At 29.2% G+C, this 22318-nt stretch carries 20 protein-coding genes and 1 tRNA gene; 10 read left to right on the forward strand and 11 right to left on the reverse strand.

Annotated features, from left to right (window positions below):
* The first annotated feature begins 21 nt into the window (after positions 1 to 21).
* The gene (locus BTO04_RS04905; protein ID WP_087565337.1) at positions 22 to 294 is read left to right on the forward strand and encodes an HU family DNA-binding protein; all 273 of its coding nucleotides are present in this window, start codon (positions 22 to 24) and stop codon (positions 292 to 294) included.
* A 94-nt stretch (positions 295 to 388) separates the two neighbouring features.
* On the forward strand, positions 389 to 946 hold the full coding sequence (locus BTO04_RS04910; protein ID WP_087563436.1) for a YqgE/AlgH family protein: 558 nt from the start codon (positions 389 to 391) through the stop codon (positions 944 to 946).
* A 3-nt stretch (positions 947 to 949) separates the two neighbouring features.
* Here the strand turns inward: BTO04_RS04910 and BTO04_RS04915 are convergent, their stop codons facing one another.
* On the reverse strand, positions 950 to 1783 hold the full coding sequence (locus tag BTO04_RS04915) for an aminotransferase class IV (protein ID WP_087563437.1): 834 nt from the start codon (positions 1781 to 1783) through the stop codon (positions 950 to 952).
* Positions 1784 to 1883: 100 nt separating this feature from the next.
* Complete coding sequence (locus BTO04_RS04920; protein WP_087563438.1) at positions 1884 to 2267, reverse strand: START-like domain-containing protein; 384 nt, start codon at positions 2265 to 2267, stop codon at positions 1884 to 1886.
* A gap of 108 nt (positions 2268 to 2375) precedes the next feature.
* Between BTO04_RS04920 and BTO04_RS04925 the strand changes: the two genes are divergently transcribed.
* The 3 genes from BTO04_RS04925 (at position 2376) to BTO04_RS04935 (ending at position 4639) form a co-directional block, all read left to right on the forward strand.
* Positions 2376 to 2449 (forward strand) — tRNA-Met (locus tag BTO04_RS04925).
* 51 nt (positions 2450 to 2500) lie between these two features.
* Complete coding sequence (locus BTO04_RS04930; RefSeq protein WP_087563439.1) at positions 2501 to 3973, forward strand: tyrosine-type recombinase/integrase; 1473 nt, start codon at positions 2501 to 2503, stop codon at positions 3971 to 3973.
* A 3-nt stretch (positions 3974 to 3976) separates the two neighbouring features.
* Positions 3977 to 4639: a hypothetical protein gene (locus BTO04_RS04935; protein ID WP_087563440.1), complete on the forward strand. Its 663-nt coding sequence runs from the start codon at positions 3977 to 3979 to the stop codon at positions 4637 to 4639.
* Positions 4640 to 5021: 382 nt separating this feature from the next.
* On the opposite strand, the gene BTO04_RS04940 is transcribed toward BTO04_RS04935, so the two are convergent.
* Positions 5022 to 5930, reverse strand: a complete 909-nt coding sequence (locus BTO04_RS04940) for a YafY family protein (protein ID WP_087563441.1) — start codon at positions 5928 to 5930, stop codon at positions 5022 to 5024.
* Positions 5931 to 6021: 91 nt separating this feature from the next.
* Here BTO04_RS04940 and BTO04_RS04945 point away from each other — a divergent pair, with 91 nt between their 5' ends.
* The 5 genes from BTO04_RS04945 to BTO04_RS04970 all read left to right on the forward strand — a co-directional run bounded on the left by BTO04_RS04945 (position 6022) and on the right by BTO04_RS04970 (position 12000).
* A complete protein-coding gene (locus BTO04_RS04945; protein ID WP_087563442.1) occupies positions 6022 to 6582 on the forward strand; it encodes a hypothetical protein in 561 nt (186 codons plus the stop codon).
* A 153-nt stretch (positions 6583 to 6735) separates the two neighbouring features.
* Positions 6736 to 7482 (forward strand): hypothetical protein, encoded by a 747-nt coding sequence (locus BTO04_RS04950; RefSeq protein WP_157662433.1) that lies wholly within the window; start codon positions 6736 to 6738, stop codon positions 7480 to 7482.
* Positions 7483 to 7837: 355 nt separating this feature from the next.
* The gene (locus BTO04_RS04955; RefSeq protein WP_087563444.1) at positions 7838 to 9229 is read left to right on the forward strand and encodes a PcfJ domain-containing protein; all 1392 of its coding nucleotides are present in this window, start codon (positions 7838 to 7840) and stop codon (positions 9227 to 9229) included.
* Between the two features lie 331 nt (positions 9230 to 9560).
* On the forward strand, positions 9561 to 10910 hold the full coding sequence (locus tag BTO04_RS04965; protein ID WP_087563446.1) for a DUF2779 domain-containing protein: 1350 nt from the start codon (positions 9561 to 9563) through the stop codon (positions 10908 to 10910).
* A 142-nt stretch (positions 10911 to 11052) separates the two neighbouring features.
* Positions 11053 to 12000 (forward strand): restriction endonuclease, encoded by a 948-nt coding sequence (locus BTO04_RS04970; protein ID WP_087563447.1) that lies wholly within the window; start codon positions 11053 to 11055, stop codon positions 11998 to 12000.
* Between the two features lie 1111 nt (positions 12001 to 13111).
* On the opposite strand, the gene BTO04_RS04975 is transcribed toward BTO04_RS04970, so the two are convergent.
* From BTO04_RS04975 to BTO04_RS05010, 8 genes are all read right to left on the reverse strand, one after another.
* Positions 13112 to 14044 (reverse strand): DNA-processing protein DprA, encoded by a 933-nt coding sequence (locus BTO04_RS04975; RefSeq protein ID WP_087563448.1) that lies wholly within the window; start codon positions 14042 to 14044, stop codon positions 13112 to 13114.
* A gap of 1 nt (position 14045) precedes the next feature.
* Entirely contained in the window at positions 14046 to 15317 is a 1272-nt protein-coding gene (locus BTO04_RS04980) for an NIF family HAD-type phosphatase (RefSeq protein WP_087563449.1), read from the reverse strand.
* Between the two features lie 30 nt (positions 15318 to 15347).
* Positions 15348 to 15686, reverse strand: a complete 339-nt coding sequence (locus BTO04_RS04985; protein WP_087563450.1) for a DUF3127 domain-containing protein — start codon at positions 15684 to 15686, stop codon at positions 15348 to 15350.
* 44 nt (positions 15687 to 15730) lie between these two features.
* A complete protein-coding gene (locus BTO04_RS04990) occupies positions 15731 to 15997 on the reverse strand; it encodes an AAA family ATPase (protein WP_087563451.1) in 267 nt (88 codons plus the stop codon).
* Positions 15998 to 16359: 362 nt separating this feature from the next.
* Positions 16360 to 17313 carry a hypothetical protein gene (locus BTO04_RS04995; RefSeq protein WP_087563452.1) on the reverse strand — a complete coding sequence of 318 codons (954 nt, stop codon included), beginning with the start codon at positions 17311 to 17313 and terminating at the stop codon, positions 16360 to 16362.
* 2 nt (positions 17314 to 17315) lie between these two features.
* Positions 17316 to 18938, reverse strand: coding sequence for a DUF3696 domain-containing protein (locus BTO04_RS05000; RefSeq protein WP_087563453.1), 1623 nt, complete (start codon positions 18936 to 18938; stop codon positions 17316 to 17318).
* Positions 18939 to 18974: 36 nt separating this feature from the next.
* Positions 18975 to 19190 (reverse strand): hypothetical protein, encoded by a 216-nt coding sequence (locus BTO04_RS05005; protein WP_087563454.1) that lies wholly within the window; start codon positions 19188 to 19190, stop codon positions 18975 to 18977.
* 72 nt (positions 19191 to 19262) lie between these two features.
* On the reverse strand, positions 19263 to 22316 hold the full coding sequence (locus BTO04_RS05010) for a type I restriction endonuclease subunit R (RefSeq protein WP_087563455.1): 3054 nt from the start codon (positions 22314 to 22316) through the stop codon (positions 19263 to 19265).
* Between the last annotated feature and the right edge of the window lie 2 nt (positions 22317 to 22318).

The following is a 22318-nucleotide window of genomic DNA, read 5'->3' on the forward strand; positions in this document are numbered from 1 at the left end:
AATTTTAAAAATTTATTTATTATGAACAAGTCTGATTTAATCGATGCAATGGCTGCTGATGCAGGAATTTCTAAAGTAGCTGCTAAAGCAGCACTAGAATCTTTTACAGGTAATGTAACTGCTGCTTTAAAAGGTGGTAATAAAGTTGCTTTAGTTGGTTTTGGAACTTTTTCAGTTTCTAACAGAGCTGCAAGAAGTGGTAGAAACCCACAAACTGGTAAAACTATCCAAATCGCTGCTAAAAATGTAGCAAAATTTAAAGCTGGAGCTGGATTAAGTGAAGCTGTAAACTAAGGATTACAGTTTTCAATTATATAAAAACTCTCTTTTTAAGAGAGTTTTTTTTATTTATAAATTTTACTTATATTTAAAAAAATAATAAATCTTAATGACGTTTATTAAACCAAACAAAGGAAAACTATTAATTGCTGAACCTTCTATATTAAATGACAACTCTTTTAATAGAGCTATTATCTTATTAACTGAACATACAGAAAACAATTCTGTTGGCTTTATATTGAACAGACCTTTAAATTATACTATTAATGATTTGCTACCTGACTTAAATTGTGATTTTACAATTTATCAAGGAGGACCTGTAGAGCAAGATAATTTATACTTTATACACAATATTCCAGGTTTAATTCCTGAAAGCATGGAAGTAGCTAATGGGGTTTTTTGGGGAGGAAATTTTGAATCCTTAAAAGAATTATTGAATAAGAACATCTTAAAAGAAGCAGATATTCGTTTTTTCTTAGGGTATTCTGGTTGGCAAGTAAAACAACTTGAAGAAGAAATAGAACTAAATTCTTGGTTTGTTGCCGAGAATGATTTTGATAATATTCTTTCTATTGATGAAGAAAATCTTTGGAAAAATAAATTATTACAAAAAGGTGGTAATTATAAAATTTGGGCAAATGCACCAAGTGACTTTAACCTAAATTAAAGATTAATTACCCACAAATTGCAACACTTTTAAATTACTAGCTAACTTCTCTCCTATTTCTGTAGTAAAAACTTTCTTTTTATAATTTGTAATTGGCTGAATACCAATAATAGCATTTGTAATAAAAACTTCATCCGCTTTTTGAATTTCAAATGGAGAAATTATTGTTTCTTCTAATGTGTATTCTTTATTTTTAGCAAGAATTTCTATTACTTTTTTTCTAATAATTCCTTTAATACAACCTTCAGTTAAAGCAGGTGTTTTAATAATAGTACCTTTTACAACAAAAACATTTCCATTACTTACTTCTACAACCCCTTTTCTTTCGTTTAATAAAATACAATTATCTAAATCATTTTCATCAGCAAAAATACTTGCCAATGTATTTACCATTCTGTTGTTGGTTTTTATCGTTGATAAAAGTCCAGAAAAATTATAAAAATCTTTAAATAAATCTATTGAATAAATTTTCTTTGTTTGATATGCATTCTCATTCGCCTCAATTAAATAATCTACTTCATTTGTTTTAGGAGTATATAAACCTCCATCTTTTCTATAAATAGATAATCTAACTCTAAAAGAACTTGCTTCATTTTGCACTTTAACTGTTTTCAAAATCTCTTGTTCTAAAAACTCTAATGTAAATTCCATAGGAATTTTCATACGCAACATTCTCATAGAAGCCATTAATCTAAAATAATGATCTTCCCAAAAGACAACCTTATTATTAAGAACTTTTACAGTTTCAAAAATTGTGTCACCATATTTAAAACCTCTATTTTCAGTTGATAGTTTAATATTTTCTTGAAATAATAAATTGCCATTAAAATTAATCATAGTAAGAATTTAGAGTTGCAAAACTATACATTTTGAAAGGTTTAAACATAAAAAAACTCAGCAAATTTGCTGAGTTTTTTTTTACAATATTTATAAAGAATTATGCTCCAATAGTATGTTTTAATTCTTCTATTTGATTCTCCCATAATTGTTTAGATTCTTCAACTTCATCCTCATCATCTGCAAAATCAGTAATTATTATAGAAACATCTTTTGTAATCGCATCTACTTCTATTTTAATTTCAAAAAAGCTTTCATCATCGTCACTTTCAAGCCATTTAAATCTAATTCTCTCACCATTTTTTTTTGTAATCAATTCAGCTTTTTCTTCTTCACCCTCCCAGAAAAAACTAAAAATTTTTCCTCGAGAATTTACTTTATCTGCAAACCATTCTTGTAAATTAGAAGGAGATGAAATATATTGGTATAACATACTTGGAGATGCATGTACAGGAATTTCTAGTTCAAATTTTACTTTATCCATTTTTTTTTTCTTAGGGCGACAATATAGGTATTAATTCTATTTAAAAAAAATTAGAAGACATGTTGCGAGTATGTAAAATTCTATTATATTTGCACCCTCAAAGAAAAAGGCGAGGTAGCTCAGTTGGTTAGAGCGCAGGATTCATAACCCTGAGGTCACGGGTTCAAATCCCGTTTTCGCTACGATTTTAAATCAGTATAAAACAACAGTTTAGGCTTCTAAACTGTTTTTTTATGCAATCAATTTACGAATACCTTATCTTTACAACAAAAATTGAACACGATTTGGAACACGATTCGAAAGTTTTACCCCAATTTTCAGCACCCAAAATTTATACAGCAAAAGGAGACTTATCTAAACGATGGTATGTCTATTTTTCTTTCAGAAATCCACAAACAGGAAAACTTCAACGAATTGCAAATATATACGGTAAAGTAAACCAATACAAAACCAAGGAGTCTAGAATGAGTGTCTTATCTTCCTACAGAAAGAACTTGATGTTTTTATTAAAACAAGGCTTCAATCCTTTTATAGATAATACAGAATTGTATCAGCAGTTGAAAAATCCTGTTACTGAAAAAGAAATAGAAGAAACTCCTAAAGAAGAAGTAATCTCAACTACAACAATAAACGAAGCTATAAAGATTGCTGTTAAGGAAGCCTTAAATGAAAATACGATTACTTCACTATTACAAAACGTGCTTGAAAAGGGACAATTAACTAAAACAACGAAAAGCACTATAGAAAACACCCAAAAAACGATTCCCATAAAAGAACAAAATACTGAGAATAAAAATCAAGAAGAAGAAGTGTCCATTTTAAGAGCTTTTGACTTTGCATTAAACTTAAAAGAAAAGGTGGTAAGTGTTCAAACAATAAGAGATTATAGAAGAAAGATAAAACTATTTATAGCATGGATGGAAGAAACACATCCAACAAAGAAAAATATAAGAGATATTTCTAGAAAAAATCTATTAGATTATTTTAATGGAATTGTTTTAAAAACAAGTGCAAGAAATCGTAATAATTACAGAACAGAACTAGGAAGCATCTTCCAAGTATTAAAAAATAATGAATTGGTTGCTGAAAACTATATTCAATCGATTCCTATTTTAAAATCCAAAACAGAAAGAAATAAGGTTTACACATTAAAAGAGCAACAAAATATATTTGAATATTTAGAAAAACAAGATCAACTTTTATTACTATTCATAAAATTCGTTTCCTATAGTTTTATAAGACCTATTGAGGTTTGTAGATTAAGAATTAAAGACATTAATTTAGAAACCAAAACTGTTCAATTTAAAGCAAAGAATAGCCCTTTAAAAACGAAAATTATTCCTAGTATTTTATTTGATGAGTTACCTGACTTATCAAAGTTAGATAAAGAATCCTTTTTATTTACTCCAGATAAAATTGGAGCTTTCTGGGATGCAAATGAAACCAATAGAAGAGATCATTTTTCTAAAAGATTTAGAAAAGTTGTAAAAGACCATTTTGAATTGAATGAAGATTATGGAATTTATAGTTTTAGACATACTTTTATCTCAAAGTTATATAGAAAACTGAGAGAAAAAGCTTCTCCTTTTGAAGCTAAAAGTAATTTAATGCTGATTACAGGACATAAATCAATGAGTGCTTTAGAAAAGTATTTAAGAGAAATTGATGCAGAATTACCAGAAGATTACTCAAAATTATTTAAGTAAAAGATGCCTAAGGAAACCAGAAAAGTAAATGTAATTTATGAAGAATTAAGAGATAGAACAGTCTATCCTTTTTTATTATACATCCCTAAAAAATATTTTGCATACTTTCTAGAAGAAGAGCAGGTCAATCAATTGCATTGGGCTTTTGATGTATTGATATTAGCAAGGAAAGAAATGGATATTATTTTTATTGATAAACAAGATGAATCACAAGAAATTTTAAACAAACGAAGTGTTTTAAATGAAAACTTGTTTGATTTGGTAGACTATAAAATAGAACTCAAACCAGCTCAATTTTCTTTTCTAATAGACAAATATCAAGTGCATTTATTTGTGATGCATCATATCGCTGAATTAATGCTGATTGAGGTCAATAAAAGGACTGATGGAAGCTATAAAAAACACCTAGCTTTTTTTATATTACAAGAAGAAGCTTTAGGACATCATAAAAGAAGTGTTGGTGATGATTTTCCTGAGCATAGAAAAACGCAAGAGGAAGAAGATTATATGAGAGCCAATATTATTGATAATTTCAAACTTCCAATAATTGAACAAGAAGAAATTATTCCACCAGAAGTAAACATCAAAAAAAAGAAAGAGAAATTAATTACAGACTTAGAAGCTCAAGATTTTCTATTGGAAATTGTTTTTAAGATAGTAAATTAAAAGTAGTATTTTACATAAAGGGGACAACACAAACCATATTATATACTATTAGCTACTAATTCTAAAAAACTAAATAAGCACTTATAAAAACAATGAGAAATAGCCTACATGTTATTTAGATATCCTATGTACGCGTTGAGTGAGCGGCTATTTAGTTAACGACTTTTCTATTTTACGCGAGTTCATGAATAGCCTTAAATTATAATGTAGTTCTATTTTATGCGGCTGGGTGCGGCTATTTTACATAATGGCGTTATAGACACTGGAGTTTTTTACGAAAGAGGACTATAACAGACCGTTATGTTACTTAGCTTTGGGTGTTAAGTAATCGCTTTTAAAATATAAAATTGATGCATCGTTTCTTTTCTATAGCTCTCGTTTTTCAAATTAAATAATTTTTTAAACTCGCTTTTAACTCCCCTATAATCTCATCCCTCAAATATTGTGGACTCAAAACCTCTACTTGTGCGCCTATTTTTAAAATTTGAGTTTTAAATTCGTAATTAGGATATACTTGAAAATGAACTTCGTGTTTGTTGTTTTTGTCCTTTGATAAAATAACTTGAGATTCATGTAAAGGCAAGCTTCGCATATACTTAGCATGTAATTCATTGACCATTAAAACAACTTTTTCTGGCTCACCTTCACCATAAACTAAGCCAACTGTATGTTGAAATTTATCCAACTTTTGAGCATAATCTTCCCTCCTAGTATTTGAGGGTTTATTAATTTGAATATCAAAGACTCTATCAATTCCAAAAGTTTTGATTTCATTCTTATTTAACGCACAAACTACATACCATCTATTTAAGTATTCTTTTAGAATTAATGGAGTTACTGTATATTTTTTTATAGCGATTTTCGAATAGTTTTCATGCTGAAAAGTAATTTCTCTATTATCTTTAATAGCTAATAAGAAATCTTTTAAATTGTCTATTCCTTTAAAAGACTTAGAATCATCGAAACTTACATATTCTAATATATTATTACTGTCTTTTAAACTCTTGGTAAATATATCTGCTACTTGAACTATTTCTAAAAATTTAAAAAATGAATCTACTTTTACACTTTTTTCTTCATTTATAAAATACCCTCTTTCTTTTGAATCATACTCAATTTCAATTCCAAAATCTGCTCTAATCTTTTCTAGATATCGTTCTATTGTCCTTGAAGCAACTGCAAGATCTTTTTCTTTTAGATACTTTAAAATAGCCTCTTTTGTAGGATATTTATTATCATATACATACTGTATTAACAATTGAATTCTTAAAGAAATTATATAACTAGACATCGGTTTTTATATTATTTTTTTAAAGATAACAAAAATGTGCGACACATAATGGCGAACCTGTTCAATATTTTTGTATTTAAATTTAGTGCAAATGATAACTGTAAAATTATTTGGAGAAGGTTGTTATATACATTTGTTAGACTCAAGTGATAAGACTGTAAATACTTACCAAAAAATTGCAAATAAAATGCGTGTTCCTTTAAATGAGGCTCTTTTAGACATTGGTTTTTTCTTGAAAATGAATTCAGACATTCAGAGTATTCACCAACTAATTATAGATTCTTTTGGAGGATTACTTCCAGTTTATCCAGCTTATATAGAAATTTCGTTTAATCAAAAAAAAGTAGCTAAAATAAATCTTCAAGAATTGATTAGCATAACCACATTATTTCCTCTTTATAAAGTAGCAATTATAAACTTTAAAAATCATCAATTTGATAAAGGAATTTATTTAAAAGAAACTGTTATTGGCTGCATCGGTGTTTATAGGTTACCTGTAAATATTTTTAGTATCGATTTATTTTCTTTCACTATTCTGCATTCATCATTTACAGAACTGCCATTATTAATAAATTTTACTTACAACGATACGTCTTTCAAAAAAGTAAAAGAAGACTGCTTGACAAAACAACAAAAAATTATCATTTTGTAAAACCTATTTTCTGTACGACACTAATTGACGAACCTGATTTGTTCCTTTGCTTCAAAATACAAATGATATGAATACAAAATTAATAGAAGCAAAAATTGAAGATTATGTAGTTATTAGTGATTTATTAATTTGTTTAAATAAAAAATGAATATGATGAAAAAGGAACAAAAACTTGGGAAGTTTAAAATTTTTCCAGAACAATTTCTGTGTGATTTTATTTTTAAATTCGAAATTCAAGAATGCGATAAAAAAACACTTTTTATTCGTCAATTATTTACTATTCAGAAACAGCAAGAGGCCTTTCATAAAAAAGCGTATAATCATATATATGACAGTATATGTTACTTTACCAATGGAGAGAAAATAGTTTCTTATAGAAAAGAGGGTGTGTTTCACGAATTAGGCATTCATTATAATGTCAATAAATTTGAACATTATTTTGGAGAAAACTTACCTACTCGTGAAATTTATGATGTAGATATTTCTTTTAAAAAATATACGCTTCAAGAAAGTTTAGAAAAGGAAATTTATGAAATTCTTTCCATAAAAAATCAGAAGCGTAAAGTATTAATAGGTCATTCTGAAAATAATTTTATTGAAACTTTTGTTGAGAATAATATAGGAATATACATTCAAATAAACCGTAAAAAAATAATTGAGTTTTATACAAATGACTTATTAGTGGTTTCAAAAAGATTTGAAGAAAAATGTAAACCAATTAAACTTTTATCTTGTTTTAATTGTGGCTATTTTAAAAAGCAAGATCAATTTCCTTTTGGGACAACTAATAGTTTACATGAATGTATGTTGATTAAACAAAAAGCAAAGTCATCGGAATTTAATGAAGCAATTACTCATATTTGGAGTTATTGTAGTGATTTTATAGAGAAAAAAAAATAAAAAAGAAGAAAATGATATTAAAGGAAAAAGAACCTCCTAAGTTATTAAACAGTGTAAAATCACTTAAAAACACCAAAAAGAGTTAGAAAAGAAGAATCTTTTTATACTGAAAGGACCCTACAACTATTTAATAAAGGAACTACTGCTGAAGAATTGACACCACATTATTTTCCAGGAGGAGGATTGGCTTTGGTAGACAATACCCAAATTCTAAAGTAATTACGAAAACACACGTACTTATTGCGAACGAAACAACTACCATTTATGAAGCTACTTTTGCAGCAGAAAATACTTTAGTAGCAGTAGCTATTTTATATACCATTTAGGATAACCAATAATTTTTAATTCATCATTAATGTTACAAACCATTGAAAAAGACCCTGTTTTAGATATAATATACGCGCATAAATGTGCTCCTAATTTAGTTGAAAAGTGGGTAGAATTAAAGGAATTTTTTACTGAAAATTATAAAAAAAGAATCTACGACTGGATCTTATTTTTTAAAAATATTGATTCTTCAAAAATAAAATATTTTGATTCTCAAACTCGTAGCTTTTTTAATGATTCTGTAAATGTAATTTTAAAACTGGCTTTGGAAGAAGAGTGGTTTTCACAGACTCATCACGAATTTAATCTTAGCAAAAAATTTTACCATTTCGTTTTTAATTCAGGAAATTTACCCCATTTTCAAGATGAGAATGATGCGATTTATTTCTTAAAAACTAGTATTGTTTATAGTTACTATTATGATATCATTTCTGTCTCGATTATTAAAACTACAGAATTATTACGCTTTAGTTCTAATGTAGAAAATCAATCCCTATTTTTTAAAACACTTTTTAGCCGTTATCCAAATGCATGTGATATTGTATTTTATCAAAATTTACTATTTATGAGCATGAATGATATGCATCTATTTTTGAAAATAATTAATGGTAAAAGCATTCGTAAAATAGATACAATCCCTTTGCTTTATTCTAAAAAACAAGCACATCTTTTACTTCATGGTTTGCCTAATTTTTTAAAAATTAAAGGTGACTTTTTTAAAGAGGGATGGTATTTGACAAAATTGCTAACTTATAATAATAATGAACAATTTTTTCTAGATTTTTATTATGGTTTAAAATTAGAATATAAAATTAGTACGCTGTTTATTCATGATTTTTCTTATTGGCTAGAGGTTTATATTTTTTTTACTCAAAACGAAGAAGAATTAGAGAAATACAACCTAAATACAATCGGTAATATATCTATACGAGATATTTTAGATTACCTAATGTACAAGAAGTATACAGAACAAAACGTTGTATTTATGAAAAACCGTTCGCTTTCAAATCTTTGTAGTACTGTACAAGAATGGGATTTTTATTCTTACAAGATAAGTAGTTACCCAGTGGAAAACACTTCTTGGATGGATCTTAAAACAGCAGAGTGGACTTATGAAATTGCCAACAAAAAATATAGTGTAAATGAGATTTGTGATGCAACTACACTTTACCAAGAAGCCGCCACTTTGAAACACTGTGTTTACCTTTATTTAGACGCTTGTATTTCTAAACGAATTAGAATTTTTAGCTTGAAAAAATTAACTAAAAAAAAATATGAGCGATGTATTACTATAGAGTTAAGAGGAAAAAATATTATTCAAGCAAGAGGCAAATATAATAGGGTTCTTAACAAAGAGGAATTATTTATACTAAATGAATGGGCTGAAAATTTGGGTTATAAAATGTTAGTATTGCCTTAAGTTGTATTAAAAAAGAACCTAGAATTATCAAAGAGCCGTCAAGGTTTGACGTAGCGAGGTTTTACTTTTGTAGTATAATTAATTAAAAATAAAGATATGAGTAAGTTAAAATGTAAACATTGTGGAAAAGACTTTTATGCAGGGAGACTTTGCCTTCATAGTCCTACTAAAAAGCACAAAGCATTAACCGATGGTGATAATTGTGTGCACTGTGGTAATAAGTTCCAAGCAGGAAGACATTGTACACATAGTCCAACTAAAAAGCATTCATTGGATTGTTAAAATTGGTTAACTTTAGTTGCTTAATTAAAAACTGTGAAAAAGAAAAAGTATGTTATCAAAATCGAGATATTTAAAAGGGCTCAAATGCAGTAAAGCATTGTGGCTAAACAAGTTCAAAAAAGATGAAGTTTATTACTCGGAAAACACAAAAGCTATTTTTAGCCAAGGAAATACTGCTGGAGATTTAGCGCAGCAGTATTTTCCAAATGGTGAATTGGCTTTGGTTTCTAATTATCCAGACTCAAAAGCCATTGCAAGAACTAAAGAATTAATTGCAAATGGAGTAACTACCATTTACGAAGCTACTTTTGCTACCGAAAACACCTTGATAGCTTTAGATATATTACATAAAATTAAAGGAAAATGGCATGCCTTTGAAGTAAAAAGCACCAGTTCTGTAAAAGAAGAACATGTTAGAGATGCTGCTATTCAGTATTATGTGATGACAAATGCAGGCATTGAAATTGAAGATATTTCTATCATGCATTTTGATAGAAACTATGTTCGTAAAGGAGCAATTATCCCCACTCAATTATTTACTTATGAGAGTGTTTTTAGAAGGATGCAAAATTATTTAAACGAAATTCCAAAAAATATTGAAGCCTTTTTAGAAGTTTATCAACAAGAAGAACCTACAGTTACTATTGGTACGCATTGTGACAATCCATATCCTTGTGAGTTTGCAAATTACTGCCATCAGCTTATTGAAAACAAAGAGTTGTTAGAAAATAAAATAGCCCAAAAAGTTCTATCTACTGAGGTTAATTATAGAAATACAATTGCTATTCAAGATTTTTTAAACTCAAATCCATATCCAATTTATTCTTTGGATTTTGAATCGATTATGTACGGAATTCCTGAACATGATGACTCAAGACCTTATCAACAAATTCCTTTTCAATATAGTTTACATATTCAAAAAAATGCAACTTCTAAACCAGAACATTTTGAGTTTTTAGGAAATGGAAGGGAAGATCCAAGAGAGGAACTTATAAAAAGTATGATTACAGCTTGTGGATCTCATGGAACAATTTTAATGTATTCTCATTTTGAAAAAACGATTATAAATGGTTTAATAAGAGATTTTCCTAAATATACGATTCCATTAGAACATTTAATTGATAGGTTGGTCGATTTATTACCCGTTTTTAAAAAGCACTTAAAAACTGAAGCTACTCAAAAAAATGCTTCTTTAAAAAATGTTTTGCCTACTTTTTTAACTCAATTTTCATATGACGATTTAGATATTCAAAATGGCATGGCAACAATGGATGTCTATAGAAACCTTTCTAATTTATCGAAATCAGAACTTTTAGTAGCTCGTAAGAATATGTTGGAGTATTGTAAGTTGGATACTTTGGCGGTTTTGGAATTGTATAAATTGTTGTGTGAAGGCTAAAGTTAGCCAACTTCTTTATACAAGCTCTTAACGATACCCCAATAATTACCCTAAATCGATTAAAAAAAAATATCTAATAGTTAGAAGTGAAACTAAGAGACAAATTAAGTACTCATATTAGGAAATAATAAAAATATTAAATATGAAAAAAGAAATATATTCATTTGCAAAAATTGATGATAATAATGCCAGAGAGTTAGTCTATCGGTCTATAAAAGAAGGAAAATCTCGTTTTGGAATGTGGGATCCAGAAGAATCGTTAATAGATAATTGGTATGGAAAAATTGCATTTTTATTAAACATAAATGCTAATGATTGGATTGTACATATAAATATGCCTTCTTATGGAAAATGTGTTGCTATCGAAACAACTGGAACCTACAGTTTTGATGATGGTATTGTATGCTCTTGGGGTATTGATTTTAATAATTATATTCCAGTAAACCCAAATTCAATTATCGAATTTGATAGAAATGAAGTTGACATACTACCTTTTGTGGATAATGCCCCAAGAAGAAGAGCACAAAGAATATTAGATGTAGAAGATTTTTTTAAATCCTTAGATAATTTAAAAAATAAAAAATATACAGATGTCAGTATACAAGATCGTTCTATAACTCATTTACGAGAAAATATAAATGATGTACTACCAACTATTACAGCTTCTATCCATAAAATGAATAAAAGTAAAGAGTTTGAACGTTTTTTGCATAGAATTTTTGATAAAATGCCCAACACAATATCTATACAAAATGGTTTTGGTTGGAAAACAGATAATGGTGCGGATTTAATTGTTGAATTTGAAAACCCTATTATTGGCATAAATATTACTACAAAATTAATAGTACAAGCAAAATCTTATGAAGGTGCCCATTTCGATAAAAATGCCATAGACCAAATTGTAACTGACATGGAGGAATATGGTGCGGATGCAGGTCTTTTAATTACTACTGCAACAGAAACTGAAGCATTGGAAGATTATGTAAGAGAGATGTCTGAAAAAACACAAAAAACTATTGATGTAATTGCAGGGATAGATGTTGCTAAATTTGTTCTACGTTATGCTCCTGAATTATTACTGGGTAACTAGAAATAAATAGTATAGTTTTTTCATATAATCATCAAGGTTATTCTTAATCAATTGAAAATCTTCTTCATGAATTTCTTTCATAAAGCAATAACAATTATGCACGAAACCAACAGGTTTCAATGAAAATAGTTGGACTACAAGCTGTCCTTATGGAGGCAAGCACTTTATACAAATTGTAATAACTAATGATCAGTGGGGTTGTGTTTATTGCCATCGAAAAGGAGGTCTTATAGAACTTTAACATTGGTTACAAGAACTTAAAATCATAAAAGATTAAAACCAACTTACTGTGATGATGAACGAGTTAAAAAAAGGCAGCATACATACCAAAAAAAACCTTAAAATGGTGGTTGAAAAGGTATTCATCCATAAAATTGAAGAGACTAATTAGTTCGGCCCTTTTTTATTTTAGAGCCGTTCATGAAACGTACTAGTAAGCTTACAGCTCCTATTTTAAGTTGCATTGAGCCGCTGTATTTTAAATAATGGCGATTGGAACCTGGAGTTTTACGAAAGAGGACTATGAATGCGCATTATGTTACTTAGCTTTGGAGAGTTTTGTGTTTTATGAAACAATATTAAAGATTGCTTTTTATAGTTGTATTTGAGTATGCGAAAAGACAAGCTTTAAAGTGCAAGTACCTATAGAGTTTAAAACTCTAAACTTGGAGAGGTTTGCCTTTCGGCTTTGCTCAAGATAAACTCACAACAGAAAAGACAACGGGTTTTTGCTCTTTCAAAAAAATTGGGTTTTGGGTTGTGGGGATTCATAGCTAAATCGTATGGCTTTATGGTAAAAAAAATGATACTAAAAATTTCATATAATAACTTAAACAATATGAAGTCTTAAGAGTATAAAAAACTATTCTAATTGCTTAAAATAAGATTCTTATATATTCTATTTTCTCTTACTTTATCGCACCATTGTAATTCAAAAACAACTTGTTTAACTACGTTATAAAACCAACTTTATCTCTTTCTAAAATAGTACTATCATCTTGTAATTAACCTCAGCATCATTTAAATTATATTTTTTTTATAAAATCTGGTGATATATAATTAACCTTTAAAAAATCGAATTTTTTAGCTATCAGAACTATTTTCTTTAATTTTATAAAGCTTTATCAAATAAAATATAATCATCCTTACCCATCAAGGGAATAATGTTTTTAACTTTTATATTATTCATTTTTTTAATCTCACACATTTCAGCTAAACCATCAAGCCCCTTCTCTAAAAGTAATCTATTCCCAGAAAAATGATCTTCAGTGTCAAATTTTTTATTTCCTTGATAACTTATTACGCCTAGTACTCTACTTAATTCTGAAAATGCTTTTAAAGTATACTTTGAGCCTCCAGTATCACTGCTTTGAATTAAGATAACACCTTTTGATAACCCTGCCTGTATCCTACTAGCTTTGCTTCCAGAAAATTGATCTTCACGTTTATTTGGAGGGTTTTCAGAGACTAACAATCCATTATTGTTTAATACTTTATCAGCAAGATCTTGTGTTATTTTTGACGATGTTTTATGATAATTTAACCCACCAGAAAGTACACCAGTTACATTTGAAAAAACTGATTCATTTTGTAGGATAGCATTTTTATCAATCCCTTCTACTAAACCATTACAAATTGACCATTTTGCAGAAAAATGTGCACCTATTTTTGATGCAATTGTATTCCCCAGAACATCTGACTTCCTAGACCCAATAATTGCCAAACATTTTTCTAGATTCCCTATATTTCCTTTTAAATATAAAATAGTAGGAGGGTTTTTAATTTCTTTTAACAATGCTGGGTATTGAATAGATATAATAGGTATCAATTTAATATTATTAACAAAACAGTCTTCAATTATTTTATTTGCTAAAGGCAAATTTTCATTAATCCCATCTATTGTAACCTTACCACCGAGCATGTTTCCTAGCAAATCAACATCATCTATATATGTTTCAATTTCAATTAACCGTCTTTTCACAAATGCATCGCCAACACCTTTAATCAAAGACAAGGCAAGAATGTGTTGTATTTTATTATTCATTCTAAATATTTATAATGTTGCCACAGCCTTCTCCTCTATATTTGGGAGGGATGCAGGAATAAAATTTATTTCCATTATCTCGATTTATTTTTATTTGCATACTCTTACCACATTTTGGACAGGTTTTATTTGATAGTGGTAAAATTAAATAAAATAGCGCTATAAATAGAATGTTTTTGGCGCCTCTATTACGCAATTGAGTGGAAATTTCGTAAGCTGTGGCAGATGAGGTAAACTGATCATCAATAACTATAATGCTTTTATCTTTTAAATCATAATATTTATGGGTTGATAGATACTTCGCAATAAATTCTCTACGAGATTTATAATCGGGTTGATACCTTAATTTTCCCTCAACATTTGGATCCCATTCAAAAAGTTCTACTTTGGGAATATTACTTTTAACCAAATCAAATATCTGTTTCATTTTATTTGGAGGTTTCGTTGTCTTTTTATCGGAAACATATGAAAGATAATCCCACTTAAATGTATTTTGAGCTTCAACGCTTTTTAAATAGTTTGAAACTGATAGGGCTAGGTTATCTAAAAAATCGATTGTTCTTGCCGGGTTATCAATTTGAAAATACTTGTCTGCACTTGCAAACCTGTCACATTCGCCATCATCTTGTCTTGCTAAACAGCGAAAAGCTGTAAATCCATTAGTATGTTTATGAAATTTAAACTTCACCACTTTTGAAGATATTACACCTTGAAAAACAGCTTCTAGCGCTAATAAATTCTTTAACGGATTTGAAATAATATTGGCTAATTCATTAAAATTATTAGCATAGTATGTTGGACCTTGTTTCATTGGTTTCCAATCATCACCAATACCATCTCTTAACTCCACTTCAGTTGAAGTATATAGTTTTGTTAATACTGTACGAATATTTAACAAACGACCAAGTGCAACATCAAGCCAACTATCACCTACTAAAATAAAATTATCTTTATTATGAAATGCTTCCTTTAAGTTTGGGGTAGATTGGATAAAAGCCCTAGTTTTCTTGTCATTTGGTTTATCAGCTAAACTTAAATAAGGTAAGTCGAAAATTTGCTCCGCAATTGCTTTGACGTAGTTTGGATGACTATCTGAAATAATATATAATTTATTTCCTAATAAAAGCTGTTCCTTTATAAAACTGAGAGCTCCCGGAAACACATATCTTTTAATTAACTCTACATCAGTATTTGCAATACCATCCTTCATCTTTTTAAAATAGGAATGGGCTGTATGGGTTAATGTTCCATCTAAATCTAAAAATATAATCATAGCTAATTTTATTTAAAATTTATTTTTTTGTTAGAAAGGAAGGTCTTCTTCAATAGCTATTGATCTTGGTTCTGGTGGTGGAATATTTGAATTATTTTTAGATGTTATTTTCCAGCCTTGAATTGTATTAAAATATTTAATTTCACCTGAATTACTTTGCCACTCTCTGCCTCTTAAATTTATAGAAATTACTACTTCATCATCAATTGAAAAATTATTTAATAAATTGCATTTCTCTTGAATAAATTCAATTAATAACATTTGGGGATATTGCTCATTCGTTACAATTACTAGTTCTCTCTTTTGAAAACCATTGCTACCAATAGCTTGTATTTTATTTATCTTTTTTATTATCCCAGATATTTCCATATTTATTTATTTTATGAGGCAAATTTACAATGAAGGTATGTAGACTATTTGCATTGTAATGATTGTTTGAGCTTAAGAAGACATACCCTCTTATATATTTTAGCCGCTCTCCCTTTAGACGTCATAACATTGAATGGCTTCCTATCATTCTCTAAGAATTTAACAATTCCTTTAATTAAAGTTGTTTTCCCTGTACCAGCGTATCCTTCCAGTATAAAAATACTTGTATCACTTTCTAAAAAATCATTTATTTGATTAGCAGCATTCTGTTGCTCTTGATTTATTTTAATATATTGAAAGTGATTTTGCATCCTTTATGGTTTATTATTTTATACAAATATAAAGTTGAGGTGTGTAAGGTATTTACATAGTTTAAATGAGTAAAAAACTAAATGATTAAATAAACATAAAAATTGTTTTCTTAAATTTAATTATTGAAGTTATAATTGAAATTTTTCATAGCGATTCTCTATTTTTTTAATTTACTTTAAATATAATTTTTTATTCTTTAATCAGCTTTCCTTTAAATGCTTTTTCAGACAAACTATTAAACAAGTCTTCACTTTTTTTTAAAGATTCTTGTGCTTGCTGTTTTTAGTTTTCTATGACTGGTAGTCTTTCGCCAAAGTATTTTTACTTTTTTTATCTGATTTTATAAAATAGAACCCTTTACTTAACTAGGATAATATTTAAACTCAGAGGTCTCTAATCTTTTTAGTTTCTCTTGATATTCTATATATTTATTTTTTAAATTCCTTAAACGATCATAGGTATATTTACTAAAAATAGTTTCACCAATAATTTGAGAATTAGAATTTTTTGAAGGCATTAAATTGAAACCGATACCGCTATCAATTATATAAAAATCAGACAATAATATACGATCATGCATTTTAATTTTATTACTTTGTTTGCTGCTCCAAATTGTATATTTATTTTTGTAGTGCGCTAAAGAACTATTCAGTAAAACAGATGCTTTTTTAGCTTTTTCTTTGTTTTTATCGAAATTATCTTTCAAAGGGTTTAAGTCTAATGTAAAAATATTTGTTTTTATTGAAGACGCATTTCTATTGAGAATGTTTTCTAATAAAGGAATTAAATTATCAGTAATTTTTTGTCTTTCTTTATTTAATAACACGTAATTATCACTTATTATAACCTCACTAACCGGTAGTTTTCCGAAATTTGACAACAAATCCCACCCCTTAAAACCCTCACTAAGATCAATTTTAATATGACATTCTGTAAGAATTGTATTAATTTTATTATGATAATTTTCCATTGAAAAACACAGGGCCCCTTTATTCTCAGCATCTTCAAACCAATCTTGTGTTTGATGTGTAAAAATGATTGTTTGCTTACATAGCATCTCGCTTTTAAAAAAATGTTCCTTTACAGATTTTATTGAATTAGGTGCCCCATGCAACCATAAATAGGACATTAACTCATGTTCCTTCTTATACATATCTAGTTTTTCTGTAGAGAGAAACTCAATATCAATATATTTTTTTACGGCACCATACTCTTTAAATATAGCTACCAATATTTCTTGTGTTTTTGTGAGGGCATCTATATCTATGGAAATATAAAAATCATCCAAAAATGCCTTTTCAATATAAAGTTCCATGCTTAATTATTTTGAGCTTGATTGATCTTATATAAATCAAATTGCAACTTTGTAGTTTCATCATAAAAACCTGGACCAAAAGAATCAGACAAATTTCCGTCTGCTAATATGTCAATATGTTTTACTTTAGGTTCATTAATAGACACGTATTTATCATTATTAAAATAATGAATAATCGTATCGTTTGTATTTAAGGCACCCTTTGCTGTTAAAAATTGTAATTTTCTTAAAAGGTATTCACTATGTGTTTCAATAATAAAATGGAATTTAGGGTGCTTTTTTAAAGTTAAAGCCAAAAAGTCTGCAAATTTAGATTGTAAATTGGGGTGCAAATTAGCTTCCGGTTCTTCTATAATGAAAGTTCTTCCAATAAAATCGCCCATCCCCCATCTTTTTTCACCAGCAGTATCACCAATCTCTATTAATATTTTTAGAATAATAGGAATAACCTGTGAATAACCAAAACCTAAATCTGCTAAATTTATTTTATTATTATCCCGTTTAAGGTACACACAAGAAATAGTATTTTCATGGCGCTCAATGACCAATTCCCCCTCTATTTCAAACAAGGCCAATACTTGTTGTAAGTATTTAAAATCTGGTTGTTGAAGAGATGAATAACTAGCTACGAGCTCGTTAATTTGACTATCCGCTTTATTTTGTAAAACTCGCTTTTGACTGCCACGGTTAGCAGAAACATAATGAATTGCCCTGCTGCCTAAAGCGTTAATTGCTTTATGATTGCTAAAAGGTTTAATAAAATCAAATTTAGAATTAACAAACATTAAAGAACCTAGTGCACTAAATTCTATTTTGACATTCTTTAACTCCAATTCTTTTTGTAAAACATCTTTTAATTTTTCTTTTACAATACCAGCAGATTTCTTGATAAATTCATTTAAATTTTGAAAAGAAGCATACAAATAGATTCCTTGTTTAAACATGATACCACTTCCAAATAATTGCGTTTGATATTTTAAAAGATCTTCTTTCCAGTATGCGGTGATATTAGTATCCCCATCAAAAATATCAAAAAGCAAATAATCTTGCTTTAAATGATTGATTTCATGCTTGTAATATTTATTTTCATTTTCATATACCGAAGTTTTAAATAAACCATTATTTACATCTATTTGTTTTGAATAAAATAATTCAATTAAACCTATTATATCAAAATAAAAGCTTGCTTCATTTTTATGTGTCGTTCCAATCATCCCATGATTATCATCGTCATATATTATTTTCTCTCCGTTCACCGATTGCAAAGAAATCAATTTACTACCATCCAATACATTAACAATATCTATTACTTGCATAGAATTATCTACATAGGTAATTTGATAGCAAAAATCACTACTTAAGCCAGGGACGGCGGCAGCGGGTCTAACGACTAATTCGTTTGAAGAAGATGACCAATTTAAAATCTTTTCATAGGACTCTAAATTATGCTCTTCACTCTCCATAAATTTTATACCCTTTAAATTATTTTTAAAGGCTAATATTAATTTTGTAAATGAGCTTTTACCGCTATTATTAGGTCCCGTAAGAAGTGTTAAAGGGCGAATTTCAAACTCCGTCATCTCTTCAAAAACTCTAAAACTTTTGATTCCTATTTTATTTTTCATAGATTTTCTTAATTCTTTTTTTTTATTTTTAATATTTTATGAATCAAACAATTTATGATACGTATCTGCAAAATATTTTACCTGATCACCAATACCATTTACCATTGTATTAAAATACGCAGTGTCTCTAATTAATTTTACTAAAGTAGCAGTGCTTGCTAAATTTAATGGATTATTACCAGTTCTTTTAATATCTGCTATTAAAGGCGAATAAGTGTTTAATCTAAATTCACCAACGTTTATTGCACCCATGTTTTTTCCTTTTAGCTTCCAAATATAATTTGATATAGTGCAATGTAATTGCACTATATCATTTAGCTTTGTTTAAGTTTGTGACATCCTTTTCATGGTATCAAAAAACGCTGTTTTAAACGCCTCGTCTTTAGCATATAGACGGTATAAATCTAATTCTTGCTTACGCTGCTTAGACATAACATCATCTAAGATTTTTTGAAACGCTAAATTTTTATTTTGTTCATCTAAATTTTCTGCAACTTTAGATTGAAAATCGGGATGCGTTTGAATCGATTTAGTTAAGCTGATAAACTTAACACGTTGGTCATCTGGTGTTGCTTCCCAACCTTGAAACCATTTTTCATTAAAACTATTAATAATCAAGTCTAAAGGGTCTAAATCTTCATCTGTTCCGTGAGCACCTCTAGGGTTTGGGTTTTGTGGGTCTACACTACTTGCTGAATCATCTAAACCAATCGTTTCATTTAAACGAACGCGTTCTAAACCGTAGGTAGATAAATCTATTGAACTTAAAAGTTCATCTAGGGCATCTATATCTGGATTGTTAATTGGTAATTTCGGAATTAGAAACTTTAAAAACCAATAGATCTTTTCCCAATTCAAAACTTCAAAAGGCAAAATAGAAGCCATTTGACCATAAATTTTGACAAACTGTTTTGCTTTAATTTTAAAATCTGCCTTCTCATCATCTTCCAATTCTAATTCATGAACAAAACGTTCTGCTGCTCTTTCAATAATCGGACTTAATACTTGTGCATCTTCTTTATTAAAGAACTTCTCATTAAAATCTTCTACCTCACTCCATTCGTAAACGCCAACTTCATCTAACACATCTTTTAACTCGTGCAATACATTTACATCTGTAGCTTCACTTAATGATGTTGCAGTGTAAAAGGGGTCAAATGATGCTTTAATATCATCTGTAGAGTTGAAAAAATCCAACACAAACACATCTTCTGTTTTCTTCCCTAATTTCGTTGCAGCCCTGTTTAAACGTGATAAAGCCTGAACAGCCATTACGCCTTGTAATTTTTTATCTACGTACATGGCACACAATTTAGGTTGATCAAAGCCTGTTAAGTATTTATTAGCAACCACTAATATTCTATATTCATCTTCATCAAACTTGTGTCGTGTGTCTTTTTCTGCAAAGCCATTCATTTCTGCTTCAGTATATTCGATTCCGTCTACCGTTTTAGTACCAGAAAATGCAATTGCAATTTTAAAAGGATTGCCTTTATCATTTAAGCTGTTTTGCAGAGCTTTGTAATAACGTATCGCAGATTCTATACTTTGAGTTACCATCATTGCTTTTGCTTTTCCTTTCAGCTTTTTTTGATTTACTATTTTAGGAATAAAATGGTCAAGTACAATTTCTGCTTTTGTATTTATGGTTTGTTGATGCTGTTCTACATAAGCTCTTAATTTTTTCTGAGCTTTCGTTGAATCAAACAACGGATTGTCTTCTGTAGATTTTTCTATTTCGTAATAACTTTTTAGTGTTGTATAATTTGCCAATACATCTAATATAAAGCCTTCCTCAATGGCTTGTTTCATAGAATACAAATGAAACGGTTTAAAACTACCGTCTTCATTTTTTACGCCAAATTTTTCTAAAGTAATCGGCTTTGGTGTCGCTGTAAACGCCAAGTAAGAAGCATTACCTCGCATTTTACGAGACTGCATTGCTTGCACTATTTTATCTTGTGCATCAAACTCTTCATCTTCATTTACCTGTTGCCCCATGGCTCTGTTCATATTATCATGCGCTGAACCACTCTGACTACTGTGTGCTTCATCAATAATAACTGCAAAACGCTTGTCGCTTAAATCTGCTATGCCTTCTATAATAAATGGGAACTTCTGAATAGTGGTAATGATTATTTTCTTGCCTTGCTCTAAACTTTCTCTTAATTCTTTAGAAGAGTAAGCAGGTGCAATGATGTTTTTTATTTCTGAAAAATCTGCAATATTATCACGTATTTGTTTGTCCAACAAACGTCTGTCTGTTACCACGATAACCGAATCAAATAAGGGCTTTTCTAAGTCTTTGACGCCTGGAACATTACTATTTTCTGGATACGCTTCAATTAGTTGATAGGCAGCCCAAGTAATAGAGTTGGATTTTCCTGAACCTGCTGAATGCTGTATTAAATAGGTTTGACCAACGCCTTTTGCACTTGCATCTGCTATTATTTTACGTACCACATCTAGTTGATGGTATCTCGGAAAAAATAAAGTTTTAGTCTGAATTGGGTCTTTCTTTTTACCATCTAAACGCACAAAATGCTGAATGATATTGGCTAAACTTTCTCTTGCAAACACTTCATTCCACAAATAATTGGTTCTATGGCCGCTAGTACCGGCTGGAAGTTCTGGATTGCCCTTTCCGTGCTTGTTTCCTTTATTAAATGGCAAGAAAAAAGTGTTTTTACCATCTAATTTGGTAGTCATATAAGCTTCGTCTGTGTCTACGGCAAAATGTACCACACAACGTGCAAAGTTTAATAAAGGTTGTTTGGTGTCTCGTTGGGTTCTGTATTGGTGCTGTCCATGCACTCTAGCGTTTTGACCTGTCCATTGGTTTTTTAATTCCATGGTTACAATTGGCAATCCATTAATAAACAACACCATGTCTATCTCTTCTCGTGGGTTGTCTATACTATAGCGTACTTGTCTGGTTTCACTAAAACAGTTACTCTGAAAATTGTCTTTTACTTGTTGGCTGCTACTTGCTAGTGGGTTTTGATAAAACAATGTAAAATGTGCATCATCAACTTCCAAACCTTTTTTAAGCAAATGCAGCACTCCATACTTTTTAATCATACGGTCAAAACGATTTAGAATTTTCAATTTCCAGTCGCTTTGTTTTTGTAGTTTTTCTAATTCTTTTCTTTGTGTATTTTCTAAGAAAGACCAAAAGAATTGTTCGTCTATAGCAAAACGTGCATTAAAATTTGCTGCCTGCCCAATATAGTAGCCTTTCCCTGTTCTATAGAAGTCTGCATTTTCATTTACAGAGTCAATAGCTATGCCTTGCATTTTTAATTCTTCAAGGCAAGTGCCTGTTAAATGCTTTTCTATAGCTGCTTCTAGGGCTTGTTCGTTTGTTTTACTTACCATAT

The sequence above is a fragment of the Polaribacter sp. SA4-10 genome (assembly GCF_002163835.1).
GTDB lineage: Bacteria > Bacteroidota > Bacteroidia > Flavobacteriales > Flavobacteriaceae > Polaribacter.